The sequence below is a fragment of the Amycolatopsis sp. NBC_01488 genome (assembly GCF_036227105.1).
In the GTDB taxonomy this organism is placed as follows: domain Bacteria; phylum Actinomycetota; class Actinomycetes; order Mycobacteriales; family Pseudonocardiaceae; genus Amycolatopsis.
The window spans coordinates 8814593-8836076 of the sequence record NZ_CP109434.1 but is presented as its reverse complement, the minus strand read 5'-3'; the positions used below and the strand labels follow the sequence as shown (position 1 = coordinate 8836076).

Annotated in this window: 21 protein-coding genes; 12 read left to right on the top strand and 9 right to left on the bottom strand. The window is 71.8% G+C overall.

The window, feature by feature from the left end; all coding sequences use genetic code 11:
* Positions 1 to 52: 52 nt before the first annotated feature.
* From OG738_RS41485 to OG738_RS41475, 3 genes are all read right to left on the bottom strand, one after another.
* Positions 53 to 1165: a serine hydrolase domain-containing protein gene (locus tag OG738_RS41485; protein ID WP_329049316.1), complete on the bottom strand. Its 1113-nt coding sequence runs from the start codon at positions 1163 to 1165 to the stop codon at positions 53 to 55.
* A gap of 204 nt (positions 1166 to 1369) precedes the next feature.
* Positions 1370 to 2029, bottom strand: a complete 660-nt coding sequence (locus OG738_RS41480) for a response regulator transcription factor (protein WP_329049315.1) — start codon at positions 2027 to 2029, stop codon at positions 1370 to 1372.
* The gene (locus OG738_RS41475) at positions 2026 to 3225 is read right to left on the bottom strand and encodes a sensor histidine kinase (protein WP_329049314.1); all 1200 of its coding nucleotides are present in this window, start codon (positions 3223 to 3225) and stop codon (positions 2026 to 2028) included. Before OG738_RS41475 ends, OG738_RS41480 begins: the two co-directional genes overlap by 4 nt.
* A 121-nt stretch (positions 3226 to 3346) precedes the next feature.
* Between OG738_RS41475 and rpe the strand changes: the two genes are divergently transcribed.
* The 5 genes from rpe (at position 3347) to OG738_RS41450 (ending at position 6995) form a co-directional block, all read left to right on the top strand.
* Positions 3347 to 4018 carry a ribulose-phosphate 3-epimerase gene (rpe, locus tag OG738_RS41470; protein WP_329057010.1) on the top strand — a complete coding sequence of 224 codons (672 nt, stop codon included), beginning with the start codon at positions 3347 to 3349 and terminating at the stop codon, positions 4016 to 4018.
* A gap of 79 nt (positions 4019 to 4097) precedes the next feature.
* Positions 4098 to 4727, top strand: coding sequence for a riboflavin synthase (locus OG738_RS41465; protein ID WP_329049312.1), 630 nt, complete (start codon positions 4098 to 4100; stop codon positions 4725 to 4727).
* Entirely contained in the window at positions 4724 to 6052 is a 1329-nt protein-coding gene (locus OG738_RS41460; protein WP_329049310.1) for a bifunctional 3,4-dihydroxy-2-butanone-4-phosphate synthase/GTP cyclohydrolase II, read from the top strand. The genes OG738_RS41465 and OG738_RS41460 overlap by 4 nt, the downstream gene beginning before the upstream one ends.
* Positions 6049 to 6555, top strand: a complete 507-nt coding sequence (gene ribH, locus OG738_RS41455; RefSeq protein WP_329049308.1) for a 6,7-dimethyl-8-ribityllumazine synthase — start codon at positions 6049 to 6051, stop codon at positions 6553 to 6555. Before OG738_RS41460 ends, ribH begins: the two co-directional genes overlap by 4 nt.
* Positions 6552 to 6995, top strand: coding sequence for a PH domain-containing protein (locus OG738_RS41450; RefSeq protein WP_329049305.1), 444 nt, complete (start codon positions 6552 to 6554; stop codon positions 6993 to 6995). The genes ribH and OG738_RS41450 overlap by 4 nt, the downstream gene beginning before the upstream one ends.
* Here the strand turns inward: OG738_RS41450 and OG738_RS41445 are convergent.
* The 3 genes from OG738_RS41445 to OG738_RS41435 form a co-directional block, all read right to left on the bottom strand.
* Positions 6992 to 7636, bottom strand: a complete 645-nt coding sequence (locus tag OG738_RS41445) for a SecDF P1 head subdomain-containing protein (protein WP_329049304.1) — start codon at positions 7634 to 7636, stop codon at positions 6992 to 6994. The genes OG738_RS41450 and OG738_RS41445 overlap by 4 nt on opposite strands.
* Before the next feature lie 40 nt (positions 7637 to 7676).
* On the bottom strand, positions 7677 to 8456 hold the full coding sequence (locus tag OG738_RS41440; RefSeq protein ID WP_329049302.1) for an exodeoxyribonuclease III: 780 nt from the start codon (positions 8454 to 8456) through the stop codon (positions 7677 to 7679).
* Positions 8457 to 8524: 68 nt separating this feature from the next.
* Positions 8525 to 9247 carry a S1 family peptidase gene (locus tag OG738_RS41435; RefSeq protein ID WP_329049300.1) on the bottom strand — a complete coding sequence of 241 codons (723 nt, stop codon included), beginning with the start codon at positions 9245 to 9247 and terminating at the stop codon, positions 8525 to 8527.
* A 189-nt stretch (positions 9248 to 9436) separates the two neighbouring features.
* Here OG738_RS41435 and uvrC point away from each other — a divergent pair, with 189 nt between their 5' ends.
* The 5 genes from uvrC to OG738_RS41410 all read left to right on the top strand — a co-directional run bounded on the left by uvrC (position 9437) and on the right by OG738_RS41410 (position 15446).
* Positions 9437 to 11398 carry an excinuclease ABC subunit UvrC gene (uvrC, locus tag OG738_RS41430; protein WP_329049298.1) on the top strand — a complete coding sequence of 654 codons (1962 nt, stop codon included), beginning with the start codon at positions 9437 to 9439 and terminating at the stop codon, positions 11396 to 11398.
* Between the two features lie 42 nt (positions 11399 to 11440).
* Positions 11441 to 12298: an RNase adapter RapZ gene (gene rapZ, locus OG738_RS41425; RefSeq protein WP_003101350.1), complete on the top strand. Its 858-nt coding sequence runs from the start codon at positions 11441 to 11443 to the stop codon at positions 12296 to 12298.
* Between the two features lies 1 nt (position 12299).
* The gene (locus OG738_RS41420; RefSeq protein WP_329057008.1) at positions 12300 to 13286 is read left to right on the top strand and encodes a gluconeogenesis factor YvcK family protein; all 987 of its coding nucleotides are present in this window, start codon (positions 12300 to 12302) and stop codon (positions 13284 to 13286) included.
* The gene (gene whiA / locus OG738_RS41415; RefSeq protein WP_086671216.1) at positions 13286 to 14278 is read left to right on the top strand and encodes a DNA-binding protein WhiA; all 993 of its coding nucleotides are present in this window, start codon (positions 13286 to 13288) and stop codon (positions 14276 to 14278) included. The genes OG738_RS41420 and whiA overlap by 1 nt, the downstream gene beginning before the upstream one ends.
* 145 nt (positions 14279 to 14423) lie before the next feature.
* On the top strand, positions 14424 to 15446 hold the full coding sequence (locus tag OG738_RS41410; protein ID WP_329049294.1) for a glucosyl-3-phosphoglycerate synthase: 1023 nt from the start codon (positions 14424 to 14426) through the stop codon (positions 15444 to 15446).
* A gap of 1 nt (position 15447) precedes the next feature.
* On the opposite strand, the gene OG738_RS41405 is transcribed toward OG738_RS41410, so the two are convergent.
* Positions 15448 to 16323, bottom strand: a complete 876-nt coding sequence (locus OG738_RS41405; RefSeq protein ID WP_329049293.1) for a sterol desaturase family protein — start codon at positions 16321 to 16323, stop codon at positions 15448 to 15450.
* Positions 16324 to 16393: 70 nt separating this feature from the next.
* Here OG738_RS41405 and OG738_RS41400 point away from each other — a divergent pair, with 70 nt between their 5' ends.
* Together OG738_RS41400 and OG738_RS41395 are read left to right on the top strand one after the other, a co-directional pair.
* Positions 16394 to 17002, top strand: a complete 609-nt coding sequence (locus OG738_RS41400; protein WP_329049291.1) for a TetR/AcrR family transcriptional regulator — start codon at positions 16394 to 16396, stop codon at positions 17000 to 17002.
* 310 nt (positions 17003 to 17312) lie between these two features.
* Positions 17313 to 17672 carry a hypothetical protein gene (locus OG738_RS41395; RefSeq protein WP_329049289.1) on the top strand — a complete coding sequence of 120 codons (360 nt, stop codon included), beginning with the start codon at positions 17313 to 17315 and terminating at the stop codon, positions 17670 to 17672.
* 47 nt (positions 17673 to 17719) lie between these two features.
* Here the strand turns inward: OG738_RS41395 and OG738_RS41390 are convergent, their stop codons facing one another.
* Both OG738_RS41390 and hemF read right to left on the bottom strand, forming a co-directional pair.
* Entirely contained in the window at positions 17720 to 20353 is a 2634-nt protein-coding gene (locus tag OG738_RS41390) for a PQQ-dependent sugar dehydrogenase (RefSeq protein ID WP_329049288.1), read from the bottom strand.
* A gap of 184 nt (positions 20354 to 20537) precedes the next feature.
* Complete coding sequence (gene hemF / locus OG738_RS41385; RefSeq protein ID WP_329049286.1) at positions 20538 to 21473, bottom strand: oxygen-dependent coproporphyrinogen oxidase; 936 nt, start codon at positions 21471 to 21473, stop codon at positions 20538 to 20540.
* Positions 21474 to 21484: the final 11 nt, after the last annotated feature.

Below are 21484 nucleotides of genomic sequence, written 5' to 3'. Positions count from 1 at the left end.
GGGGGCGCCCCCCGTTTTCCACGTTACCGGCAGGCACCGACAGTTTCGGGGCCTACCGGCCCGAGCAGAGGGCGGTGTCGGTGGCGGCGAGGACGTGCTGGTTCGCCGCGCCCGGGACCGGGTCCTGGTTCACCACCACCGTCGCGCGGCGGCCGTCCGGGCCTGCTCCCGCCAGGTTCGTGAAGCCGAGGATGCCGCCCTCGTGGCCCCAGAACAGCCCGCAGGACAGCGGGATGCTGCCCAGCCCCAGGCCGTAGGCGGCGCCCGGGATGCCCAGCTCGGCGGCGGGGACCGTGCGCCGCATCTCGGCCAGCTGGGCCGGGTGCAGGAGCTTTCCGCCGAGCAGGGCGCCGTAGAACCGGTCGAGGTCGGCCGGCGTCGACACGAGACCGCCTGCCGCCCAGGCGATCGTCGCGTCGAAGTCGCTGAAGTCCACCAGCTTCCCACCGATCGCCGTGTAGCCGACGGCGTGCGGCGCCGGCAGGCGCTCATCGCCGCGGCGGGGCAGGTAGGTGTCGGCCAGGCCGAGCGGGCGCGTGATCCGGCGGGTGATCTCCTCGCCCAGCTCGTGCCCGGTGACGCGTTCGGCGATCATGCCCGCGACGATGTAGTTCGTGTTGGAGTACGACCAGTGCGTGCCGGGCGGGAACAGCGCCGGATGCCGCACCGCCATCGCCACCAGCTCGGCGGGCTCCGCGCCGCGGTGGCGCAGGGCTTCCGGGTCGGTGAGGTCGAAGTCCCGCAGGTATTCGTAGAGCCCGCTGGTGTGCTGAAGCAGCTGCCGCACGGTGATCCGGTGGTCGGGGAGCAGGCCCGGCAGGTACCGCTCGACCGGCGCGTCCAGCTGCACCCGGCCCTCGCCCGCGAGCTGCAGCACGACGGTGGCCACGAACGACTTCGTGACGCTGCCCGCGCGGAAGGAGCCGTTGCGCGGGAAGGGTTTTCCGGTGGTGACGTCCCCGGTGCCGCTGCGCGTGACCCGCGTCCGCGAGCCGTCCTGGACGACCGCTTCGGTGCCCGGGACGCCGTCCTGGGCGGTCAGGGTGTCGAGCGCGCCCTGGAGCGGGCTCGTGGCGGCGAGCGCCGGTGCCGCCGTGGTCGCCGCGAGGAGCGCGACGAGCGTGCCGACGGCGACGATCCGTTTGCCGGGCAAGGATTTCCGCATGAAAGAACCCCCTGGTGTCTCGGTGTCCCCAACCTAGGGAACACCGGCACCAGGGGCAGTGGGGCAGGCCGCCGGATCGCTCCGGGGGCCTGCCCCACCACGAGTCAGCGCACGCGGAGAGCGCGCTTCAGAGTGCCGAACATGACCGCCACGTCGCCGCTGATCGAACTCATGGCTTCGCGCGGGTGACCGGGAGCACGTCGGTCATCGACCGGCGAGGTGCCCCGGGTGCACGACACCGGCTTCGTACGCGATGACCACGGCCTGGCTGCGGCTGGTCGCGCCGAGCTTGCCGAAGATGTTGCCCACGTGCGTCTTCACCGTCTCCAGGCTGATCACGAGCGCGGCCGCGATGTCCTGGTTGGACAGTCCGGTGGCGACCAGCCGCAGCACCTCGGCTTCGCGCCGGGTGAGCCTCTTCGCCGCCCGCGTGTACTTCCCGCCGGGCGGACGCCCGCTCACGAGCCGCCGGATCGCCTCGGGGAACAGCAGCGACTCCCCGGCGGCGACGGTCCGGACGGCGTGCGCGATCTCCTCCTTGCGCGCCCGCTTCAGCAGGAACCCGCCGGCGCCGGCCAGCAGCGCCTCGTGCACGTAGTCGTCGTTGTCGAACGTCGTGACGACCAGGACCTTCGGCGGCTCGGCCAGTTCGGCGAGCAACTGCCGGGTCGCTGCGATGCCGTCCGTGCCCGGCATCCGGACGTCCATCAGCACGACGTCGGGCCGCGTGCGGCGCACGGCGGGCAGCACCTCGGCGCCGTCGGCCGCCTCGCCGACCACGGTGATGCCCTGCTGCGCCAGCAGCGCCCGCAGGCCGGCGCGGACCAGCGGCTCGTCGTCGGCCAGCAGCACGGTCGGCGTCATGCGCCGGTCCGCAGCGGGATGGTCGCGCGCAGCCGCCACCGCTCGCCGTCCGGGCCGGCGTCGAGTTCGCCGCGCAGGGCTTCGACGCGCTCCGCGAGCCCGGCCAGCCCGCGCCGCCCCGGCCGCGGCGACCCGCCGGGCAGCGCGTTGACGACCACGATCGCCAGGTGGTCCGGCCCGGCCTCGACGCGGACGTCGACCGCGCCCGGGCCGGCGTGCCGCAGCGCGTTGGTCAGGCCCTCCTGCACGATCCGGTACCCCTCGCGCGACACCGCCGCGGGCAGCGCGGCGACCGGCCCGGCGACGGCCAGCCGGACGTCGAGCCCGGCTTCCCGGGCGCGCACGGCGAGGACGTCGACCTCGGTCAGCGTCCGCGCCGGCTCCTTCGCGGCGGGTTCTTCGCGCAGCAGGCCGAGGACGTGGTCGAGGTCCTCGAGGGCGCTTCGAGACGCTTCTTCGATCGTGCCGAGTGCCCGCCGTGCCTGGGCCGGGTCGGTCTCGACCAGGTCGGCTGCGGCCGCCGCCTGGATGGTCGACGTCGTGAGCGTGTGCCCGATCGAGTCGTGCAGCTCGCGGGCCAGCCGGTTGCGCTGGGCCAGCACGGCGGCGCGGCGTTCGGCCAAGGCCGCGCGCTCGGCGGCGGACGGGCCCAGCAAGGCTTCGGCGCCGGCCCGGAAGCCCCGGGTCGCGGCGACCGTAACGACCATCGCAAGCGCGAGCATGACCATCGCGACCGGCACTGTCCACGACCCGGCGACGGTGGTCACGCCGAAGAACACGAACTCGTCCTGATCGCCGCGCAGCCACATCGCGACGGAAAGGACGCCGAACGCGAGGAGGCCGTCGAGGACCACCAGGAGGCCGCCGAACCCGGCGTGCAGGACCAGCCACGCCCCGGACCGCAGCCGCTCCGGCCAGGCGGACCGCGCCCGCCCGGGCGACGGCAGCGACGTGCCCAGCAGGCCGTTCGCGGCGGCGACGCCGAACCGCCGCACCGGTCCCAGGAGCCCCAGCAATCCCAGCAACGCCGCCAGCGCGGTCAGTGCGAGCAGGACGCGCGGCCGTCCGGCCGGGCTCAGCAGGGCCCACGGCATCGCGAACGGCGCCACCGGGACGGTCAGTGCCGCACCGAGCACGGCATAGGGCAGGCCGCGGTAGCCACCGGGGCGCAGCAGGGATCTCACGAAACCGGGCATGCGGCCGAGGTTAGGAGACCGCCGCCCGCGTGACCTCCCTCTCCGGAGCCAGATTCTGGTCACAACCGGTTAGCGAGCGTTAGCAGCGGCCTCCTACACTCGGGACGTGGCTGACCGACCCCTGATCGCCCCCAGCATCCTGTCCGCGGACTTCGCCCGGCTCGGCGAGGAGATCGCCGCCGTCGCCGGCGGCCGGGAGACCCGCGCCGACTGGGTCCACGTCGACGTCATGGACGCGCACTTCGTGCCCAACCTGACCCTCGGCCTGCCCGTCGTCCAGGCGCTGCTGAAGAGCACCGACGTGCCCATCGACTGCCACCTGATGATCGACGACCCGGACCGCTGGGCGATCGGGTACGCCGAGGCCGGCGCCTACAACGTCACCGTGCACGCCGAAGCGGCGAAGGACCCGGTCGCGCTGGCCAAGAACCTGCGCGCCGCGGGCGCGAAGGCCGGCCTCTCGCTCAAGCCGGCCACCGCGCTCGAGCCGTGGCTCGACGTGCTCAAGCACTACGACACGCTGCTGGTCATGTCGGTCGAGCCGGGCTTCGGCGGGCAGTCGTTCATCGCCGACGTGCTGGAGAAGGTGCGCACCGCGCGACGGCTGGTCGACACCGGGCACCTGAAGCTGATCGTCGAGATCGACGGCGGGATCAACGCCGAGACCATCGAACAGGCCGCCGAGGCGGGCGTCGACTGCTTCGTCGCCGGATCCGCCGTCTACGGCGCCGGCGACCCGGGCAAGGCGGTCGCCGCGCTGCGCGAGCAGGCGGCCCGCGGCCGGGCCGGCTGACGCCCCGGCGGCACCGGAGGAGCCTCCGGGCCGCGTCGGGTGTTGGATGGGAGGACCGGCTCACAAGGAGGCAGCGGACGTGTTCACCGGCATAGTCGAGGAGATCGGCGAGGTCACCGCGGTCGAGCAGCTGACCAACGCGGCACGGCTGCGGGTCCGCGGCCCGCTGGTCACCAGCGACGCCGGGCACGGCGACTCGATCGCGGTCAGCGGCGTGTGCCTCACGGTCGTCGACGTGGCCGACGGCGAGTTCACCGTCGACGTCGTGAACGAGACGCTGCAGCGCTCGAGCCTGGCGAAGGTCGCGACCGGCGACCGGGTCAACCTGGAACGCGCCACCCCGGCCGGCGGCCGGCTCGGCGGGCACATCATGCAGGGCCACGTCGACGGGACCGGCGTGTTCCTCGGCCGCGACGAGAACGGCGTCACGACGTTCGCGCTGCCGGAGCACCTGTCCCGGTACGTGGTCGAAAAGGGCTCGATCGCGGTCGACGGCGTCTCCCTGACGGTCGCGGCGATCCGCGACGACCAGTTCGCGGTCGCGCTGATCCCGACCACCCTCGAGGTCACCACCCTCGGCCGCCGCGAGCCCGGCGACCCGGTCAACCTCGAGGTCGACGTGGTCGCGAAGTACGTGGAGAAGCTGGCGGGGGCACACATCCGCGACCAGGTGCACAATCGGGACGGCGGCACGGAGGAGCGGTCATGAGTGAGACGAGCGCGGCAGAGCCCGCGGCGGGCTGGACCCCGTGCGGCACCGGGGCGGTGTTCGACGCCGACGCCATCGAGCGGGCGATCACGGACATCGCGGCGGGCCGTGCGGTCGTCGTGGTCGACGACGAGGACCGCGAGAACGAGGGCGACCTCATCTTCGCGGCGGAGAAGGCGACGCCGGAGCTGCTGGCGTTCATGGTGCGCTACACCTCGGGCTACGTCTGCGTGGCGCTGACCGAGGCCGAGGCCGACCGGCTGGACCTGCCGCCGATGTACCACACGAACCAGGATGCGCGGGGCACCGCGTACAGCGTCACGGTCGACGCCGCCGAGGGCATCAGCACCGGCATCTCCGCCGCCGACCGGGCGCACACGACCCGGCTGCTCGCCGACCCGGCGTCGACCGCGAAGGACTTCCGCCGTCCCGGCCACGTCGTGCCGCTGCGCGCGAAGGAGGGCGGCGTGCTGCGCCGGCCCGGGCACACCGAGGCGTCGGTCGACCTGGCCCGGATGGCCGGGCTCGCGCCGGCGGGCGTGCTCTGCGAGATCGTGTCGCAGAAGGAAGAGGGCGACATGGCCCGCCGCGACGAGCTCGAGGTCTTCGCGGCCGACCACGACCTGGCGATCATCACCATCGCCGACCTGATCGCCTACCGCCGCCGCACCGAGAAGCAGGTCGAGCGGGTCGCCGAGGCACGGATTCCGCTGGCGGCGGGCACGTTCCGCGCGGTCGGCTACGACTCGCTGCTGGACGGCATCGAGCACGTCGCGTTCGTCTACGGCGAGATCGGCGACGGCCAGGACATCCTCGTGCGCGTCCACTCCGAGTGCCTGACCGGCGACGTCTTCGGCTCGCTGCGCTGCGACTGCGGCCCTCAGCTGGAGGCGGCGCTCGAAGCGGTGGCCGCCGAAGGCCGCGGTGTGGTGCTCTACATCCGCGGCCACGAGGGCCGCGGCATCGGCCTGCTGCACAAGCTGCAGGCGTACCAGCTGCAGGACGACGGCGCCGACACCGTCGACGCCAACCTGGCGCTCGGCGTCCCGGCCGACGCCCGCGACTACGGCACCGGTGCGCAGATCCTGTGCGACCTCGGCGTCCGCACCATGCGACTGCTGTCGAACAACCCGGCCAAGCGGATCGGCCTCGAGGGCTACGGCTTGCGCGTCACCGGGCGGGTGCCGCTGCCGATCTCGCCGAACCCGGAGAACCTGCGCTACCTGCGGACCAAGCGCGACCGGATGGGCCACGACCTGGCCCAGCTGGAGCACTACGACCAGGTCGGCGCGGGCCCGGAGCACCCCGACGGAGGAGCACTGTGAGCGGCGACGGCCGTCCTGACGTTTCGCTGGACCTGACCGGCTGCAAGTCACTGAAGCTCGGCATCGTCGCCACCCGCTGGAACGCCGACATCACCGACGTCCTGCTGGAGCGCGCGCTGGCCGCGGCCCGCGAGGCCGAGCTGGAGGACGAGCCGACCGTGGTCCACGTGGCGGGCGCGATCGAGCTGCCGGTGGTGGCGCAGGCGCTGGCCCGCAACCACGACGCGGTGGTCGCGCTGGGCGTCGTCATCCGCGGCGGCACCCCGCACTTCGAGTACGTCTGCGACGCGGTGACGGCGGGCCTGACCCGGGTGGCTTTGGACGAGAGCACTCCAGTCGGCAACGGCGTCCTGACGTGCGACACGCAGGAGCAGGCGCTCGACCGTTCGGGGCGTCCGGGAGCCAAGGAAGACAAGGGTTACGAGGCGGCCGTGGCGGCCCTGGACTCCGCGCACGTGCTGCGGAGCCTGCGCCAGCCGTGGACCGAGCGGGGATTCGTGTGAGCGTGCAGACTCTCCTGGTGGTCCGCCCCCGGCGCGCGCTGATCGCCTGCAGCGTGCTGGCGGTGGCGCTGCTGGCGGTGTTCGTGGTGGTGGCGGTGCTGCTGCGCAACGGCGACACGGGCGTCCACTTCCAGCGTTCCGACCAGGCGGCGATGATCGGCATCGGCATCCTGCTGGCGTGCGGCGTGATGCTGTTCGCGATCGCCCGGGTGCGGGCCGACGAAGACGGCATCGAGGTCCGGAACGTGCTGATCACGCGGCGGTTCGCGTGGACCGAGGTACTTTCGGTGAGCTTCCCGGACGGCGCGTCCTGGGCCCGGCTGGAGCTGCCGGACGACGAGTACCACGCGGTGATGGCCATCCAGGCCGTGGACCGGGCCCGGGCGGTGGAAGCGGTGCGGGCGCTGCGGAAACTGCACCGCGCAGCCACCGGCGGTTAGCCTCCCGAGATCTGGCGGGCCAGTTGCCGAGCACTCTGTTCGGTGAACTTGCCGCCGATCTGCGTCACTCCGTCGAGAATCGCGACTTGGATGTTCGGCGCCGAGATGACCTGGCTGTCCAAGACGATCGCGACCTGCTGGTTGATGTTCTTGCTGGTGAAGTCGGCCCAGATCTTCGTGCCCTCCGCATTGAACGTCAGATCCACAGTCCACCGCTGGTTTCGCTGGTCGTAGCCGGACGTCGCGGTGGTCACCTCGCTGCCCGGGAGGAATTCGGGTTCGAGCAAGTAGGCCGTGTTGTCGGTTCTCCCGCACGTGACCAGCGGTAGGGCGCGGTCGTCGTGACCGGCCAGCGGATCGGCTCTGCCGGGCGTGCAGTCGATCGCCCGCACGGCCGCCGTCTGCTCGGCAGTGTCGAGGCTTTGCCGGGCGGCTTGTGAGGGCGGTGGGCCGGTTCCGACGCCGCCGACTCGCGAAGCGTTGGCCACGACCTTGCGGAACTCCAGCGATGTCGTGCCGCTGATCCGCGCGGCGGACGACGGCCTTTCCGACGCGGGAACGGCCTGTCCGCTGACGACGGCGTCGCACCCGGCCGATAACGTCAGCAGGGCCACCGCCGAGAGAAACACCGCGAAGCGCATGAGCCCCAAGTCGGCGAGGCGAACCCCGTTGTTACGCGCGTCAGAGGTCCAGGTCCACCACGATCGGCGCGTGGTCCGACGGGCCCTTCCCCTTCCGCGCGTTGCGGTCCACATAGGAATCCGTGACGGCGGAAGCGAACGCCTCGTTCCCGTACACCAGATCGATCCGCATGCCCTTGTTGTTCGGGAAGTTCCCCGCCCGGTAGTCCCAGTACGTGAACGGGTGGTCGTACTTCAGCGGCCTCGGGAAGACGTCCGACAACCCCAGCTTCCGCAGCCGCGCCAAGGCCTCGCGCTCCGGGGGAGTCACGTGCGTCGACTCCGCGAACACCGCGATGTCCCACACATCCGCGTCGGTCGGCGCCACGTTGAAGTCACCCAGCACCGCGAACGGCCCGGCAGACGACAGCTCCGAAGAAACCAGCGACCGCAACGCCTCCAGCCACTCCAGCTTGTACGCGTAGTGCGGGCTGTCCGGCTCGCGCCCGTTCGGCACGTACACCGACCACACCCGCACGCCCCCACACGTCGCACCCACAGCACGCGCCTCGGCGGCTCCCTCGAACGAAGGCTCGTCCGGCAGCCCGCGCACCACGTCGGCCAGCCCCACCCGCGACACGATCCCCGCGCCGTTCCAGCGCCCGAGCCCGTGCGCGGCGACCTCGTAGCCCAGCGCCTCGACCTCGGCGAACGGGAACTTCTCCGTCGCGTTCTTCAGCTCCTGCAGGCACAGCACGTCCGGCGCCGTCTGCTCCAGGAACTCCAGCACGCGCGGCAGGCGGGGGACGATGGAGTTCACGTTCCAGGTGGCGATCCGCATGCCGCGAGCATCCCACACGCCCCCGACAGAATCGGGGCGGCGCCGAAGCGCCGCCCCGACGGAGAGACTCAGACGCCCGCGGTCGTCCGGATCCAGGACCGGCTCGACGCCACGCTCGCGTAGTTGTTCGTGCCGCGCGTGTTCGTGCCGCTCTGGTTCTGGACCGTCGACGCGACGCCGACCTGCACGCCGTTCGACACCTCGGGGCCGCCCGAGTCGCCCTTCCAGGCCGAGCCGTTGATGCCGACGCTCTGGATCGCGCGGCCGCCGTACGCGTCCGTGGACCGGCCGGTCACCTGGACGTTCGCCGTCTTCAGCGCCGACGCCGGCGGGCCGGTCGGGGTGGTGCGGCCCCAGCCGTAGAGCTGGTTGGTGCTGCCCGTCGACGGGTCCGCGCTGCCGAGGGTGATCGGCCCGGTGCTGGTCGCCGAGGCCAGGTGCAGCAGCGCGATGTCGCCGTTCGGGGACTCGTACTTCCCGTCGACGGCGATCTGCGTGCCGGAGAACAGCGTGTTGCTGCCGACCTTGACGTGCATGCCGGAGCCGTCCTGGTCGAGGCAGTGCACCGCCGTCATGACCCAGCGCGCGGCGATCACCGTGCCCGAGCAGTTGAAGCCCTGGAAGTCGCGCCCCGGCGTGTTCACGTACACCTGGGCGCCCCACGAGACGGTGGGGGCGGTCGTGCCGCCGACGATGTTCGGCTGGACGCCGGCGGAAGCGACGGCGCCACCCGCGAGGGTCAGCGCGACGGCGGCCGTGCACGCGGCGCCGAGGGTGCGAAGAGTGCTCACGGTGGTGATCCTTTCGGACGGGGGCCGGATCGGCCGGTCGGAAAGTAACCACCGCGTCACCGACCGGGACACCCACGAAAGTCGGAACCGGACGAACACCCTACTTCCGGCGGGCCCGCCCGGGCACGGCCGGCCGCGGCAGGCCGGGGGGCAGCGGGGACTGTCGGTGGTGGCCCATAAGCTGGGGGAGTGGCTGACCCGACCACCTACCGACCCGCTCCGGGAAGCATCCCGGAGGCCCCTGGCGTGTACAAGTTCCGCGACGCGACCAAGCGGGTCATCTACGTCGGCAAGGCGAAAAGCCTGCGCAGCAGGCTGAACTCCTACTTCGCCGACCTCTCCGGCCTGCACCCGCGCACGCGGCAGATGGTCACCACGGCCGCGAGCGTCGAGTGGACCGTCGTCACGACCGAGGTCGAGGCGCTGCAGCTCGAGTACAACTGGATCAAGGAGTTCGACCCGCGGTTCAACGTTCGCTACCGCGACGACAAGAGCTACCCGGTGCTCGCGGTGACGCTGAACGAGGAGTTCCCGCGCCTGCACGTCTACCGCGGCGCCCGCAAGAAGGGTGTCCGGTACTTCGGGCCGTACTCGCACGCGTGGGCCATCCGCGAGACGCTGGACCTGCTGCTGCGTGTCTTCCCGGCCCGCACCTGCTCGGCCGGGGTGTTCCGGCGCCACGGCCAGATCGGCCGCCCGTGCCTGCTCGGCTACATCGACAAGTGCTCGGCGCCGTGCGTCGGCCGCGTCTCGGCCGACGAGCACCGCGACATCGTCGAGGACTTCTGTGACTTCCTCGCCGGCAAGACCGACGTCATGATCAAACGCCTCGAAGCCGAGATGGCGGCCGCGTCGGCGGACCTCGAGTTCGAGCGCGCCGCGCGGCTGCGCGACGACCTCGGCGCGCTGCGCCGCGCCATGGAGAAGCAGGCCGTCGTGTTCGGCGACGGCACGGACGCCGACGTCGTGGCCTTCGCGCACGACGAGCTGGAAGCCGCGGTCCAGGTCTTCCACGTGCGCGGCGGCCGGGTCCGCGGCCAGCGCGGCTGGGTGATCGACAAGGCCGAGGAGATGGACGTCCCGGCGCTCGTCGACCACTTCCTCACCCAGTTCTACGGCGACGAGGCCGAGCTGGACGCCCGCGACGACGTGGACGCCGGGCCGGTCGTCCCGCGCGAGGTGCTGGTCCCGGAGCTGCCCGCGGACGCCGACGCGCTCGCGGAGTGGCTGACCGGGCTGCGGGGATCGCGGGTGCAGCTGAGGGTGCCGCAGCGCGGCGACAAGAAGGCGCTGGCCGAGACCGTGGAGCGCAACGCGGGGGAGGCGTTCACCCAGCACAAGCTGCGCCGCGCCGGCGACCTGACCGCGCGCTCGGCGGCGCTCACCGAGCTGCAGGAGTTTCTGGGCCTCGACACCGCACCGCTGCGCATCGAGTGCATCGACATCAGCCACATCCAGGGCAGTGACGTCGTGGCGTCACTCGTCGTCTTCGAGGACGGGCTCGCGCGCAAGTCCGAGTACCGGCGCTTCGCGCTGCGCGAGGCGGCCGAAGAGGGTGACGTCGCGTCGATCGCCGAGGTGGTGCGAAGGCGGTTCTACCGCTACCTGAAGGAGACCGCCGAAGAGGCCGATTCGTCGAAGCCCGGTCTCGACCCGGAGACCGGCCGGCCGAAGAAGTTCGCGTACCCGCCGAACCTGCTGGTCGTCGACGGCGCGGGCCCGCAAGCCACCGCGGCCGCGGACGTGCTGGCCGAGCTGGGCATCACCGACATCTCCGTCATCGGGCTGGCCAAGCGGCTGGAAGAGGTCTGGCTGCCCGCCGACCCCGACCCGGTGATCCTGCCGCGGACGTCGGAGGGGCTGTACCTGCTGCAGCGCCTGCGCGACGAAGCCCACCGGTTCGCCATCACCTACCACCGCGAGAAGCGCTCCAAGCGGCTGGTGACGTCCGAATTGGACAGTGTGCCCGGGCTGGGGCAGGCTCGCCGTACCGCCCTGATCAAGCACTTCGGCTCGGTGAAGAAGCTCAAGCAGGCCAGGATCGAAGAGATCGAGGCGGTGCCCGGCTTCGGCAGGCGCACCGCGGAGGCCGTGGTCGCCGCGCTGGCCGGGGAGTCCGGCGCGAGCAACGGCACGCAAGCAGGGGAGTAGGGAAACACAGTGAGTGCGCAAGAGGAGATCCGCGGGTCCGGCATGGAGGTAGCGGTCGTGTCCGGGCTGTCCGGAGCGGGCCGCAGCACGGCGGCCAAGTGCCTGGAGGACCTGGGCTGGTTCGTCGTCGACAACCTGCCCCCGGAGCTGATCGCGACGATGGTCGAGCTGGGCGCGCAGGCGCGCGGCGCGATCACCAAGGTGGCGGTGGTGATGGACGTGCGCTCGCGCGCGTTCACCGACGACCTCGCCTCGGTCATCAAGGACCTCGACGCGCGGGGCTACAAGCCGCGCGTGCTGTTCCTGGAGGCGACCGACGCGGTGCTGGTGCGGCGCTTCGAGGCCGTCCGCCGCGGCCACCCGATGCAGGGTGACGGCCGCCTCGCCGACGGCATCACGGCGGAGCGGACGCTGCTGGAGCCGCTGCGCGAAGAAGCCGACCTGGTGCTCGACACGTCGTCGCTCTCGGTGCACGACCTGCGCGCCAAGATCGAGGACGCGTTCGGGTCCGAGGCGAGCACCCAGACCCGGGTCACCGTGCTGTCCTTCGGCTACAAGTACGGCCTGCCGATGGACGCCGACCTGGTGATGGACGTCCGGTTCCTGCCGAACCCGTTCTGGATCCCGGAGCTGCGCGAACACACGGGCCTCGACGGCGAGGTCCGCAACTACGTCCTCTCGCAGGAGGGCGCCGAGGAGTTCCTCGACCGCTACCACCAGCTGCTGCGGCTGATCGGCGCCGGGTACAAGCGTGAGGGCAAGCGGTACCTGACGCTGGCCGTCGGCTGCACCGGCGGCAAGCACCGCAGCGTGGCGCTGTCCGTGGAGCTCGCCCAGCGTCTGTCCAAAGAGGACGGTATGGCCGTGAAGGTGGTGCACCGCGACCTTGGTCGTGAATAACGTGCGCGCGGTCGCCCTCGGGGGCGGCCACGGACTGCACGCCACGTTGTCCGCGGTGCGGCGGGTGACCCCCGACGTCACGGCGATCGTCACCGTGGCCGACGACGGCGGCTCGTCCGGCCGGCTGCGGCGCGAGCTCGGGCTGCTGCCGCCGGGCGACCTCCGGCAGGCCTTCGCCGCGTTCGCCGCGGAGGACGGCGGCACGCTGTGGGCCGAGGTCTTCCAGCACCGCTTCGGCGGCGACGGCGCACTGGCCGGCCACGCGGTGGGGAACCTGCTGCTGGCCGGGCTGTTCGAAGTGCTCGGCGATCCGGTCGCGGCGCTCGACGAGGCGTGCCGCCTGATGGGCGTCTCGGGCCGGGTCCTGCCGATGTCGCCGGAGCCGCTGGAGATCGAAGGCCAGGTCAGCGGCCTGGACAGCGAGAACCCGGCGGCGCTGCGCACGATCCGCGGGCAGGTCGCGGTGGCGTCGACGCCCGGTCAGGTGCAGCGCGTCAGCCTGCGCGCACCGGGTGGCTCGGGGCGGCCGCCGCTGGCGTGCGAGGAAGCGGTGGAGGCGGTGCTCGGCGCCGACGTCGTCTTCCTCGGTCCGGGCTCCTGGTTCACCAGCGTGTTACCCCACCTGCTCGTGCCCGGCCTGCACGACGCGCTCGTGAAAACGGCCGCGACGAAGGTGCTGGTGCTCAACCTTGTCCCCCAGCCGGGGGAAACCGCGGGATTCTCGCCGGAGCGGCACCTGGACGTACTCTTCGAGCACGCGCCCGATCTGCGGGTCGACGCGGTGATCGCGGACCGCGATTCGGTGCCCGACCCGGCGAATCTCCGGCGCGCGGCGGAACGGCTCGGCGGACGCGCGCACCTGGGGGCGGTGGGCGACCCGGAAGTGGCGGGACGGCATGATCCTGATGCGCTCGCGTTGTGCATGCGGGAGGCTCTCGGTCTCGGCGGGGAGCACGGGGGAGGAGCGAAAGGCAGGGAGGGGCAGTAATGGCGATGACCGCCGCGGTGAAGGACGAGCTGAGCCGGCTGGAGATCACGAAGATCGGGCCACGCCGGGCGGAGGTCGCGTCGCTGCTTCGCTTCGCCGGCGGGCTGCACATCGTGGCCGGCCGGGTGGTGGTGGAGGCGGAGCTGGACACGGGCTCGGTCGCGCGACGGCTGCGCAAGGAGATCCACGAGCTGTACGGCCACCATTCGGACGTCCACGTCATCACCGCCAGCGGCGGGCTGCGCAAGGGCACCCGGTACGTCGTGCGCGTGGTCAAGGACGGTGAGGGCCTGGCCCGCCAGACCGGGCTGATCGACCAGCGCGGCCGCCCGGTGCGCGGGCTGCCCGCGGCCGTGGTGTCCGGGGGCGTGGCGGACGCGGAAGCGGCGTGGCGAGGAGCGTTCCTGGCCCACGGGTCCTTGACCGAACCGGGGCGTTCGTCGTCGCTCGAGGTGACGTGCCCGGGCCCGGAGGCGGCGCTGGCGCTCGTCGGCGCGGCGCGCCGGATGGGCATCCAGGCGAAGTCGCGTGAGGTCCGCGGCGCCGACCGCGTGGTGGTGCGCGACGGTGACGCGATCGGCGCGCTGCTGACCCGCCTGGGCGCGCACACGAGCGTCCTGCAGTGGGAGGAACGCCGGATGCGCCGCGAGGTCCGCGCGACGGCGAACCGCCTGGCCAACTTCGACGACGCGAACCTGCGCCGCTCGGCCCGCGCGGCGGTGGCGGCGGCGGCCCGGGTGGAGCGCGCGCTGGAGATCCTCGGCGACACGGCCCCGGACCACCTGCTGGCGGCGGGCAAGCTGCGGCTGTCGAACCGGCAGGCGTCGCTGGAGGAGCTTGGCCAGCTGTCGGACCCGCAGATGACGAAGGACGCGGTGGCCGGCCGCATCCGCCGCCTGCTGGCGATGGCGGACAAGCGGGCGAAGGACCTGAACATCCCGGACACGGAGTCCGCGGTCACGCCGGAGATGCTCGAGGAAGAAGACGCCTGACGAATCCACGGTTCCGCGCGGTTAACGGGATCGGTGCCGCCGGCCCGATCTCGTAACACCCCGGTAGCACCGGGGAGCGGCCGCCGAAACGCGGGCCCCCGAACCTCGGTCTGGAGGGATACGCCGAACGAGGGAAGGGGAACGCATGCGTAACGCACGCCTGCAGGTGTCGCCGGAGGTCGGCACCTGGCTCGCCCGGCGCAGCAGCAGGGCGGGGGACTGGACCGCCGAGGACCTGGTCGCGGCCAAGCGCGGCACCACCGTTTCCGTCGTCATCCCGGCCCGGAACGAAGAAGCCACCGTCGGCGCGATCGTCACCGCCATTCGCGAGGAGCTGAAGGAACGCCACCTGCTGGTGGACGAGATCCTCGTCGTGGACAGCCACTCGACCGACGCCACCGCCGAGGTCGCCGCCGCGGCCGGGGCGCGCGTGGTCGCGCAGGACGCCGTCTTCCCCGCGCTCGACGGCCTGCCGGGCAAGGGTGAGGCCCTGTGGAAGGGCGTCGCGGCGACGACCGGCGACCTCGTCGTCTTCGTCGACGGCGACCTCTACGACTTCACCACGAGCTACGTAACCGGGCTGCTCGGCCCGCTGCTCACCGACCCGTCCGTGGCCTACGTCAAGGGTTTCTACCACCGGCCGCTCAACGGCGCGGCCGGCAGCGAGCCCGAAGGCGGCGGCCGGGTCACCGAGCTCGTCGCGCGGCCGCTGCTCAACATGTTCTGGCCGGAGCTGTCCGGGTTCGTCCAGCCGCTGGCCGGCGAGTACGCGGGGCGGCGCGAGGTGCTGGAGGGCATCCCGTTCGTCGTGAACTACGGCGTCGAGATCGGGCACCTCATCGACCTGGTGGAACTGCGCGGGCTCGACGCGCTCGCCCAGGTCGACCTCGGCCACCGCGTGCACCGCCACCAGAGCACGCAGGCGCTCGGCCGGATGTCCGGGCAGATCATGCAGACCCTGTTCGACCGCCTGGAACGCTACGACCGGCTGGTCACGGCCATCCCGCCGGCCACGCTGCTGGCGCAGTTCCAGCGCGGCGCGTCGGCGGACGGCGTCGAGCGGGAACTGGTGCTCACCGACGTGACGTCCCGGCAGCGTCCGCCGCTGGCGAGCCTGCCGGTGACGCTGCGCCCGGAGAACGAGCGGACCCTGCAGGACACCGCCTAGGTCACTCCGCGGGCGCGAGCGCGCGGGTTGCGGCAGGCTGCCACCCCGGCGGCCCGAACACGTACCCCGCGCGCTCGCGCCACGTCCGGGCCGTGCGGAGGTCGCGCAGGATCGAGCCGTACTCGTGGAAGCCGACCCGGAGCAGGTGGTACGTGCCGATGTTCGTCGTCAGCCCGTACGTCGGCCGCTTGCCTTCGGGCACGAAGCTGCCGAACAGCCGGTCCCAGATGATGAGGATGCCGCCGTAGTTGGCGTCCAGGTACTCGGCGTCGCTGCCGTGGTGGACGCGGTGGTGGGACGGGGTGTTGAAGACGTACTCGAACCAGCGCGGCAGCTTGCCGACCTTCTCGGTGTGCACGAAGAACTGGTAGACGAGGTCGATCGACAGGCCGGTCAGGATCATCCACGGCGGGATCCCGCACAGCGCGAGCACCGACCAGAACGGCAGCTGGAAGTACGGTGTCCACTTCTGGCGCAGCGCCGTCGAGAAGTTGTAGTGCTCGCTGGAGTGGTGCACCTGGTGGCCCGCCCACAGCAGCCGCACCCGGTGGCTGGCGCGGTGGTAGGCGTAGAAGACGAGTTCCTGGCCGAGCAGCATGAGCACCCACGTCCACCAGTCGCGCGGGTCGAACCGCACCGGCGCCAGCTCGAACAGCGCGGCGAACACGACCAGCATGACCAGCCGGAACAGCGCGTTGACGCCGACCGCGACGGCGCCCATCAGCATGCTCGTGCGCGTGTCGGCGACGCTGTAGCCGACGACGTCGTCGTCGTGCCCGAGCACGTGCACCGCGACGACCTCGATCGCCACGAACAGCAGGAACACCGGAACCGCGAACAGCACGGGGTCGCGCAGGTGCGCCAGGAACTCGGCCACGTCGCCTCCTCTGATCTGACCTGACGGTAACTTACCCTAGGGTCACTTTACGCACGGTAGGCTCTTCCGCGTGACGGAGTCAAGGGCGGTCGGGACCAAGGGGATGCCCCGCGAAGAGCGCGAGGCCCAGCTCGTCGTGGCCGGCACCGAGGAGTTCGGCCGCGCGGGGTACGCGGGCGCGTCGATGGTCGAGATCGCGCGGCGGGTCGGGGTCACGAAGCCGTTGCTGTACCAGTACTTCGGCTCGAAGGACGGGCTCTACCTGGCCTGCCTGCACCGCGCGGGCGACCGGCTCACCGAAGGCGTCGCGACGACCATGGCGGCCGGTGGCGAGCCCGACCAGATGCCGTTGAAGGTGCTCGCGGCGGTCTTCACGACGTTCGACCACGACCGCTACGCGTGGCGCCTCCTGCGCGACGAGACGGTGCCCGGCCGCGGTGACATCGCGGCCGCGGCGGCGGACTACCGGCGCCGCCTGGACGCGTTCGCCCTGCTGGGCGCGACGCAGCTGATGACCTCGCGCGGCCTGGCCGACCCGGTCGACATCGAAGCGATCGCCCAGGTGTGGACGGGCGTGGTCGACTCGCTGATCAGCTGGTGGATCGACCGCCCGGACGAGGACGCGGTGGCGATGACGGCCCGCTGCGCCCGCATCATGGCGGGCTTGTTCGGCTGGTAACCCGGACGGCAGGCATCCGCAGCCTCGGCGAAGATCACCGGTCGCACACTGCGTGCCTCGGCGAAGCACGCCCGCAGGTCGCCGTCGAACGGCTCGCCGTCCTTGCTATGGACGTAGCGCTGTCCATAGTGGACTTGGACGTCGCCGTGCGCCACGGTGCGCATGGCGGCCATCCTGGCCGGGGCCGCGGCGGTTGTCCGGCGTTCAAGACCACGGAGAGTGTCTCTCGGCGAAACTTTTCTCGAAGGGCGTAGCGAAACCGGTGCCGTTCGCGATTAATCAGGGAAGCCGTCCCGTCGAGAGGTGTCCCATGCCCGAACCAGCCGCTGCCGATCCCCGACTCGCCGCGCGGTTCACCGAGGATCTCCTCGACGGCTGCCAGGTCCTCGCCAAGGACTACGGCTACCGGCCGGCCCAGTTCGAGCGCATGGTCCGCGAGCACGGCGGCGTCGAGGCGGCCCGCCTGCTGCTGCGCGGTGCCGGGACCGCCGGCGGCTTCACCGTCCTCTGGGAGAAGAACCAGCTCGGCCGCAGCTCCGAGGCGACGATGCTGCGCGAGGAGTACGCGGACCTGTTCACCCCCGACGAGCTCCTGCTCGCCCGGCGCCGCCTGGAGGAACACGGCTTCGACGTCGACGCGCACCTCCGCCGCGTGGCGGGGACGCAGTAGGGCGGCAGGGGTGACCGGCGCCGCTCCGGTCACCCCTGCCGCGGCTTCTAGGCCGCCGCGCTGGACTTGCCGTGCAGCACGACGCTCGCCGTCGACGCGGCCTTGATCGCCGTTTCGATCTGGGCCATCGTCGAGGACGAGCTCAGGCCGGGGACCGTCGCGGTGTTCAAGGCGTAGAGCGTGAACGTGTACGGGTGGCTGGACCCGCCCGGGCAGGGGCCGAAGAACTGCTGCGCGGTCGCCCCGCTGCCCATGGCCTTCTGCTTCGCGCCACCCTGGTTCGGGACGGTGTACCCCGCCCCGAGCCCTTCCGGCAGCGAGCGAGCCGACGCCGGGACGTCCCAGATCGCCCAGTGCAGCTTGTCGCCGTTGTTGGCCACGTCGGCGAGCACGACGGCGTAGCCCTTCGCGCCGGTGGACGCGCCCCACGCGAGCGGCGGCGACGGGTCCTGGCCCGCCGTGCCGTCGCCGGCGCAGGTGTACTTGTCCGGGATGGTCGCGTTGTCCGCGAAGGCGGTGCTGGTCAGCTTGAAGCCACCCGGCGTGGCGCCGCCGGGGAACTTCAGCCGCACGATCACGTTGTCCAGCACCGACGGCGTGCCGCCGTTCTTGTCGTTGTTCGTCGACGTCAGCCACAGCCCGCCGTCCGGGGTCTTCGTGACCGAGCGCAGCCGGCCCCACCGGCCGGAGAACAGCGTCGACACCGTGCCGACGCCGGTGCCGGCGGCGTTGATCTGCGTGGCGAACAGCTGCTCGCCGGTGACGCCGGCGATGTAGATCCAGTCGTTGACGATCTCGATCCCGGACGGCCCCGCCTGCGACGTCGGCCAGGTCTTCTTCGGCGCGATGAAGCCGCTGCAGCTGCCCTGCGTGCCTTCGCAGCTCGGCCAGCCGTAGTTGCCGCCCTTCTGGATCAGGTTGAGCTCGTCCTGGCTGCTCTCGCCGAACTCCGCCGCCCACAGCTGGCCGCGGGAGTCCCAGGCCAGGCCCTGCGGGTTGCGGTGGCCGTAGCTCCAGACGTACCGCGCGTTGCCGCCGGTGGCGTAGAACGGGTTGTCGCTCGGCGCCGAGCCGTCCGGGTTGAGCCGCAGGATCTTCCCGTTGAGCGAGCTCTTGTTCTGCGCGTTGTCGCTGTTCTTCGCGTCGCCCACGGTGGCGTACAGCTTGCCGTCCGGGCCGAACTTGATCCGGCCGCCGTTGTGGTAGCGGTTCTTCGCGATCCCGGTGAGCACCGGCGTCGACGTCGACGACAGCGTGGTGCCGTCGTAGGTCATCTTCACGATCCGGTTGTCACCGGAAGCCGTGTGGTAGACGTAGATCGCGTGGTCGGACGCCCAGTTCGGCGAGATCGCCAAGCCGAGCAGGCCGCCTTCGCCGTTGGTGCCGACCGCGCCCGGCACCGTGCCCAGCGTGGTCTTCTGGCCGGACGGCGTCACCAAGAGGATCTCGAACCGGTCCCGCTCGGTCACCAGCGCGTTGCCGTTCGGCAGGAAGTCCACCGCCCAGGCGAGGTCGACCTTCGCGATGTCCTTGTCGTACTCCGGGATGCCCCCGGCGCCGCCCGGCGCGCTCGTCTTGGCGGTGACCGCGTTGCTCGCCGCGGAGCTGTTGCCGTCGGGGTCGCGCGCCTTGACCGTGAAGGTGTACGACGTGCTCGGGTCCAGGTCGGTGACCGTCGCCGCGAGGGACGTCGTGGTCGCGACCTTCGTGGTGCCCTGGTAGACGTCGTAGCCCGCGATCGTGCCGCCGTTGTCGGTGGAAGCGTTCCACGCCAGGGAAACGCTGTTCGCGGTGACGCCGGTGGAGCGCAGGTTTCCCGGCACGGTCGGCGGGGTGGTGTCGTCGCTCGGCGGGGTGGTGAAGGTGACCACGTTGCTCTGCTGCGACGGGTTGCCGGCGGCGTCGTACGCGCCGACCGAGATGTCGTAGGCGGTGTTCGGGGTGAGGTTGTCGACGGTCGCGCTGGTCGTGGTGCCGTCGACCGTCTTGAGGATGTTGCCGCCGCGGTTGATCTCGTAGCGCACGACGCCGACGTTGTCGGTCGCGGCGGTCCAGGTGAAGGTCGCCGCGGTCGGGAGGATGGTGGTCGCCTTGAGGTTCGACGGCGGTGTCGGCGGTTCGCCGTCGGTCGGCGAGATGAAGGTGTCGGTGAGCTTGTCCGCGTTCGGGCCGCCGTTGGCGGTGGTCGCCGTGGTGCGGATCTTGTTGACCCCGGCGGTCAGCTGCACGTTCGCGCTGACGGTCTGCCACGTCGTCCACGCGCCGGTGCCGGGGAAGTCGAGGGTGCCCTTGTCGCCGCCGTCGACGAGCAGCTTCACCGGCCGGTTGTCGGCGGTTCCGTTGGCGTAGCGGAAGGTCAGCGTGTGCGTGCCCGCCTGCGCGGCGTTCACGGAGTATTCGACGTAGCTGCCGGCGACGTTGTCGAAGTTGACGAACCCGGTGCCGGAGTAGCCGGCGTGGTTCGATTCGACGACGCCCTGGGAGATCACGGCGTTCTCGGATTCGTAGTCGGTGTCCGCCGCCGCTTTTGGGGGGTCCAGGGGGGCTTGTCCCCCGGCCGGGGTCCGGGGCGCGGCCCCGGATGATACTGCGAAAGCGCTTACCGGACTGAGTGCGGTGAGGCCGAGCGCCGCGACGGCGGTGCCGGCCAGTACCGCGCGCCACGGTGGACGGGGTGCCACTGGGAGCCTCCTGCGTGGGTTGGGGACAGGGGGTGACCGGGCGGATGGTCGGCGGACCACGGGTCAATAGTTAGGAAAGTTTCCTATCTATAGGGACAGATCTCACACCCTCCGAGCGGGCCGTGTCAATACTCGACACGGGCGCTCACCCTTGGTGAAGAAGGGTTTCCCGCTCAGCGGTGCGTCAGCCGGCGACCCGCGCCGCGGACTCCCCGGCCCAGTCCCGCGGCACGAGGAACCCGGCCAGCTCGGCCTCGGCGCTCCCCGGCTCGGGCGTCAGCTCGAACTCCCACCGCGCCAGCGGCGGCAGCGCCATGAGGATCGCCTCGACGTACCCGCCGGTCTGCAGCCCGAACCGCGTCCCGCGGTCGTGGACCAGGTTGAACTCGACGTACCGTCCGCGGCGGTACAGCTGCCACTGCCGCTCGCGCTCGCCGTAGGGCAGTGCGCACCGCCGCCGCACGATCGGCAGGTAGGCCCGCGCGATCGTCGCGATGCCCGTCGCCGCGAAGGCCGCCGCGCGGCGCCAGCCGTCCGGGCCCGGCGGGCGCAGGTGGTCGAAGAAGATGCCGCCGATCCCGCGCGTCTCGTCGCGGTGCGGCAGCCGGAAGTACTCGTCGCACGCCCGTTTGGCCTGCGCGTGGAACGCCGGGTCGAGCGTGCCGCAGTAGTCCCGCAGCACGCGGTGGAAGTGGGTCGCGTCGTCGGCGAAGCCGTAGCAGGGCGTCAGGTCCGCGCCGCCGCCGAACCACCACGTGCCGCCCGACTCGAAGTACCGGAAGTTCGCGTGGAACGCCGGAACGTACGGGTTGCGCGGGTGGATCACCACCGACAGCCCGGTCGCGAAGAACCCGCTGTCCGGGGCCAGCCCGTGCTGCGCGGCCACGGCGTCCGGCACGCGCTCGCCGTGCACGGCCGAGTAGTTGACGCCGGCGCGCTCGAAGACGTCACCGTTCTCCAGCAGCCGCGCCTGCCCGCCCCCGCCGTCGGGCCGCTGCCACGCCGACCGCCCGAAGCGGCCCCCGCCGTCCAGCCGTTCCAGCTCGGCGACCAGCTCGCGCTGGCCGGAGCTCAGGATCGCCTTGACGGCGTCGCGTCTGCTGTCCTCACCTGAAAGCATGAAACCCCACC

Bases quoted from the DNA above. Each gene is read 5' to 3' on its own strand.
- OG738_RS41485 (WP_329049316.1), bottom strand. From the start codon at position 1,165: ATGCGGAAATCCTTGCCCGGCAAACGGATCGTCGCCGTCGGCACGCTC.
- OG738_RS41480 (WP_329049315.1), bottom strand. From the start codon at position 2,029: ATGACGCCGACCGTGCTGCTGGCCGACGACGAGCCGCTGGTCCGCGCC.
- OG738_RS41475 (WP_329049314.1), bottom strand. From the start codon at position 3,225: ATGCCCGGTTTCGTGAGATCCCTGCTGCGCCCCGGTGGCTACCGCGGC.
- OG738_RS41460 (WP_329049310.1), top strand. From the start codon at position 4,724: ATGAGTGAGACGAGCGCGGCAGAGCCCGCGGCGGGCTGGACCCCGTGC.
- OG738_RS41445 (WP_329049304.1), bottom strand. From the start codon at position 7,636: ATGCGCTTCGCGGTGTTTCTCTCGGCGGTGGCCCTGCTGACGTTATCG.
- OG738_RS41440 (WP_329049302.1), bottom strand. From the start codon at position 8,456: ATGCGGATCGCCACCTGGAACGTGAACTCCATCGTCCCCCGCCTGCCG.
- rapZ (WP_003101350.1), top strand. From the start codon at position 11,441: ATGGAGGTAGCGGTCGTGTCCGGGCTGTCCGGAGCGGGCCGCAGCACG.
- whiA (WP_086671216.1), top strand. From the start codon at position 13,286: ATGGCGATGACCGCCGCGGTGAAGGACGAGCTGAGCCGGCTGGAGATC.
- OG738_RS41410 (WP_329049294.1), top strand. From the start codon at position 14,424: ATGCGTAACGCACGCCTGCAGGTGTCGCCGGAGGTCGGCACCTGGCTC.
- OG738_RS41395 (WP_329049289.1), top strand. From the start codon at position 17,313: ATGCCCGAACCAGCCGCTGCCGATCCCCGACTCGCCGCGCGGTTCACC.
- hemF (WP_329049286.1), bottom strand. From the start codon at position 21,473: ATGCTTTCAGGTGAGGACAGCAGACGCGACGCCGTCAAGGCGATCCTG.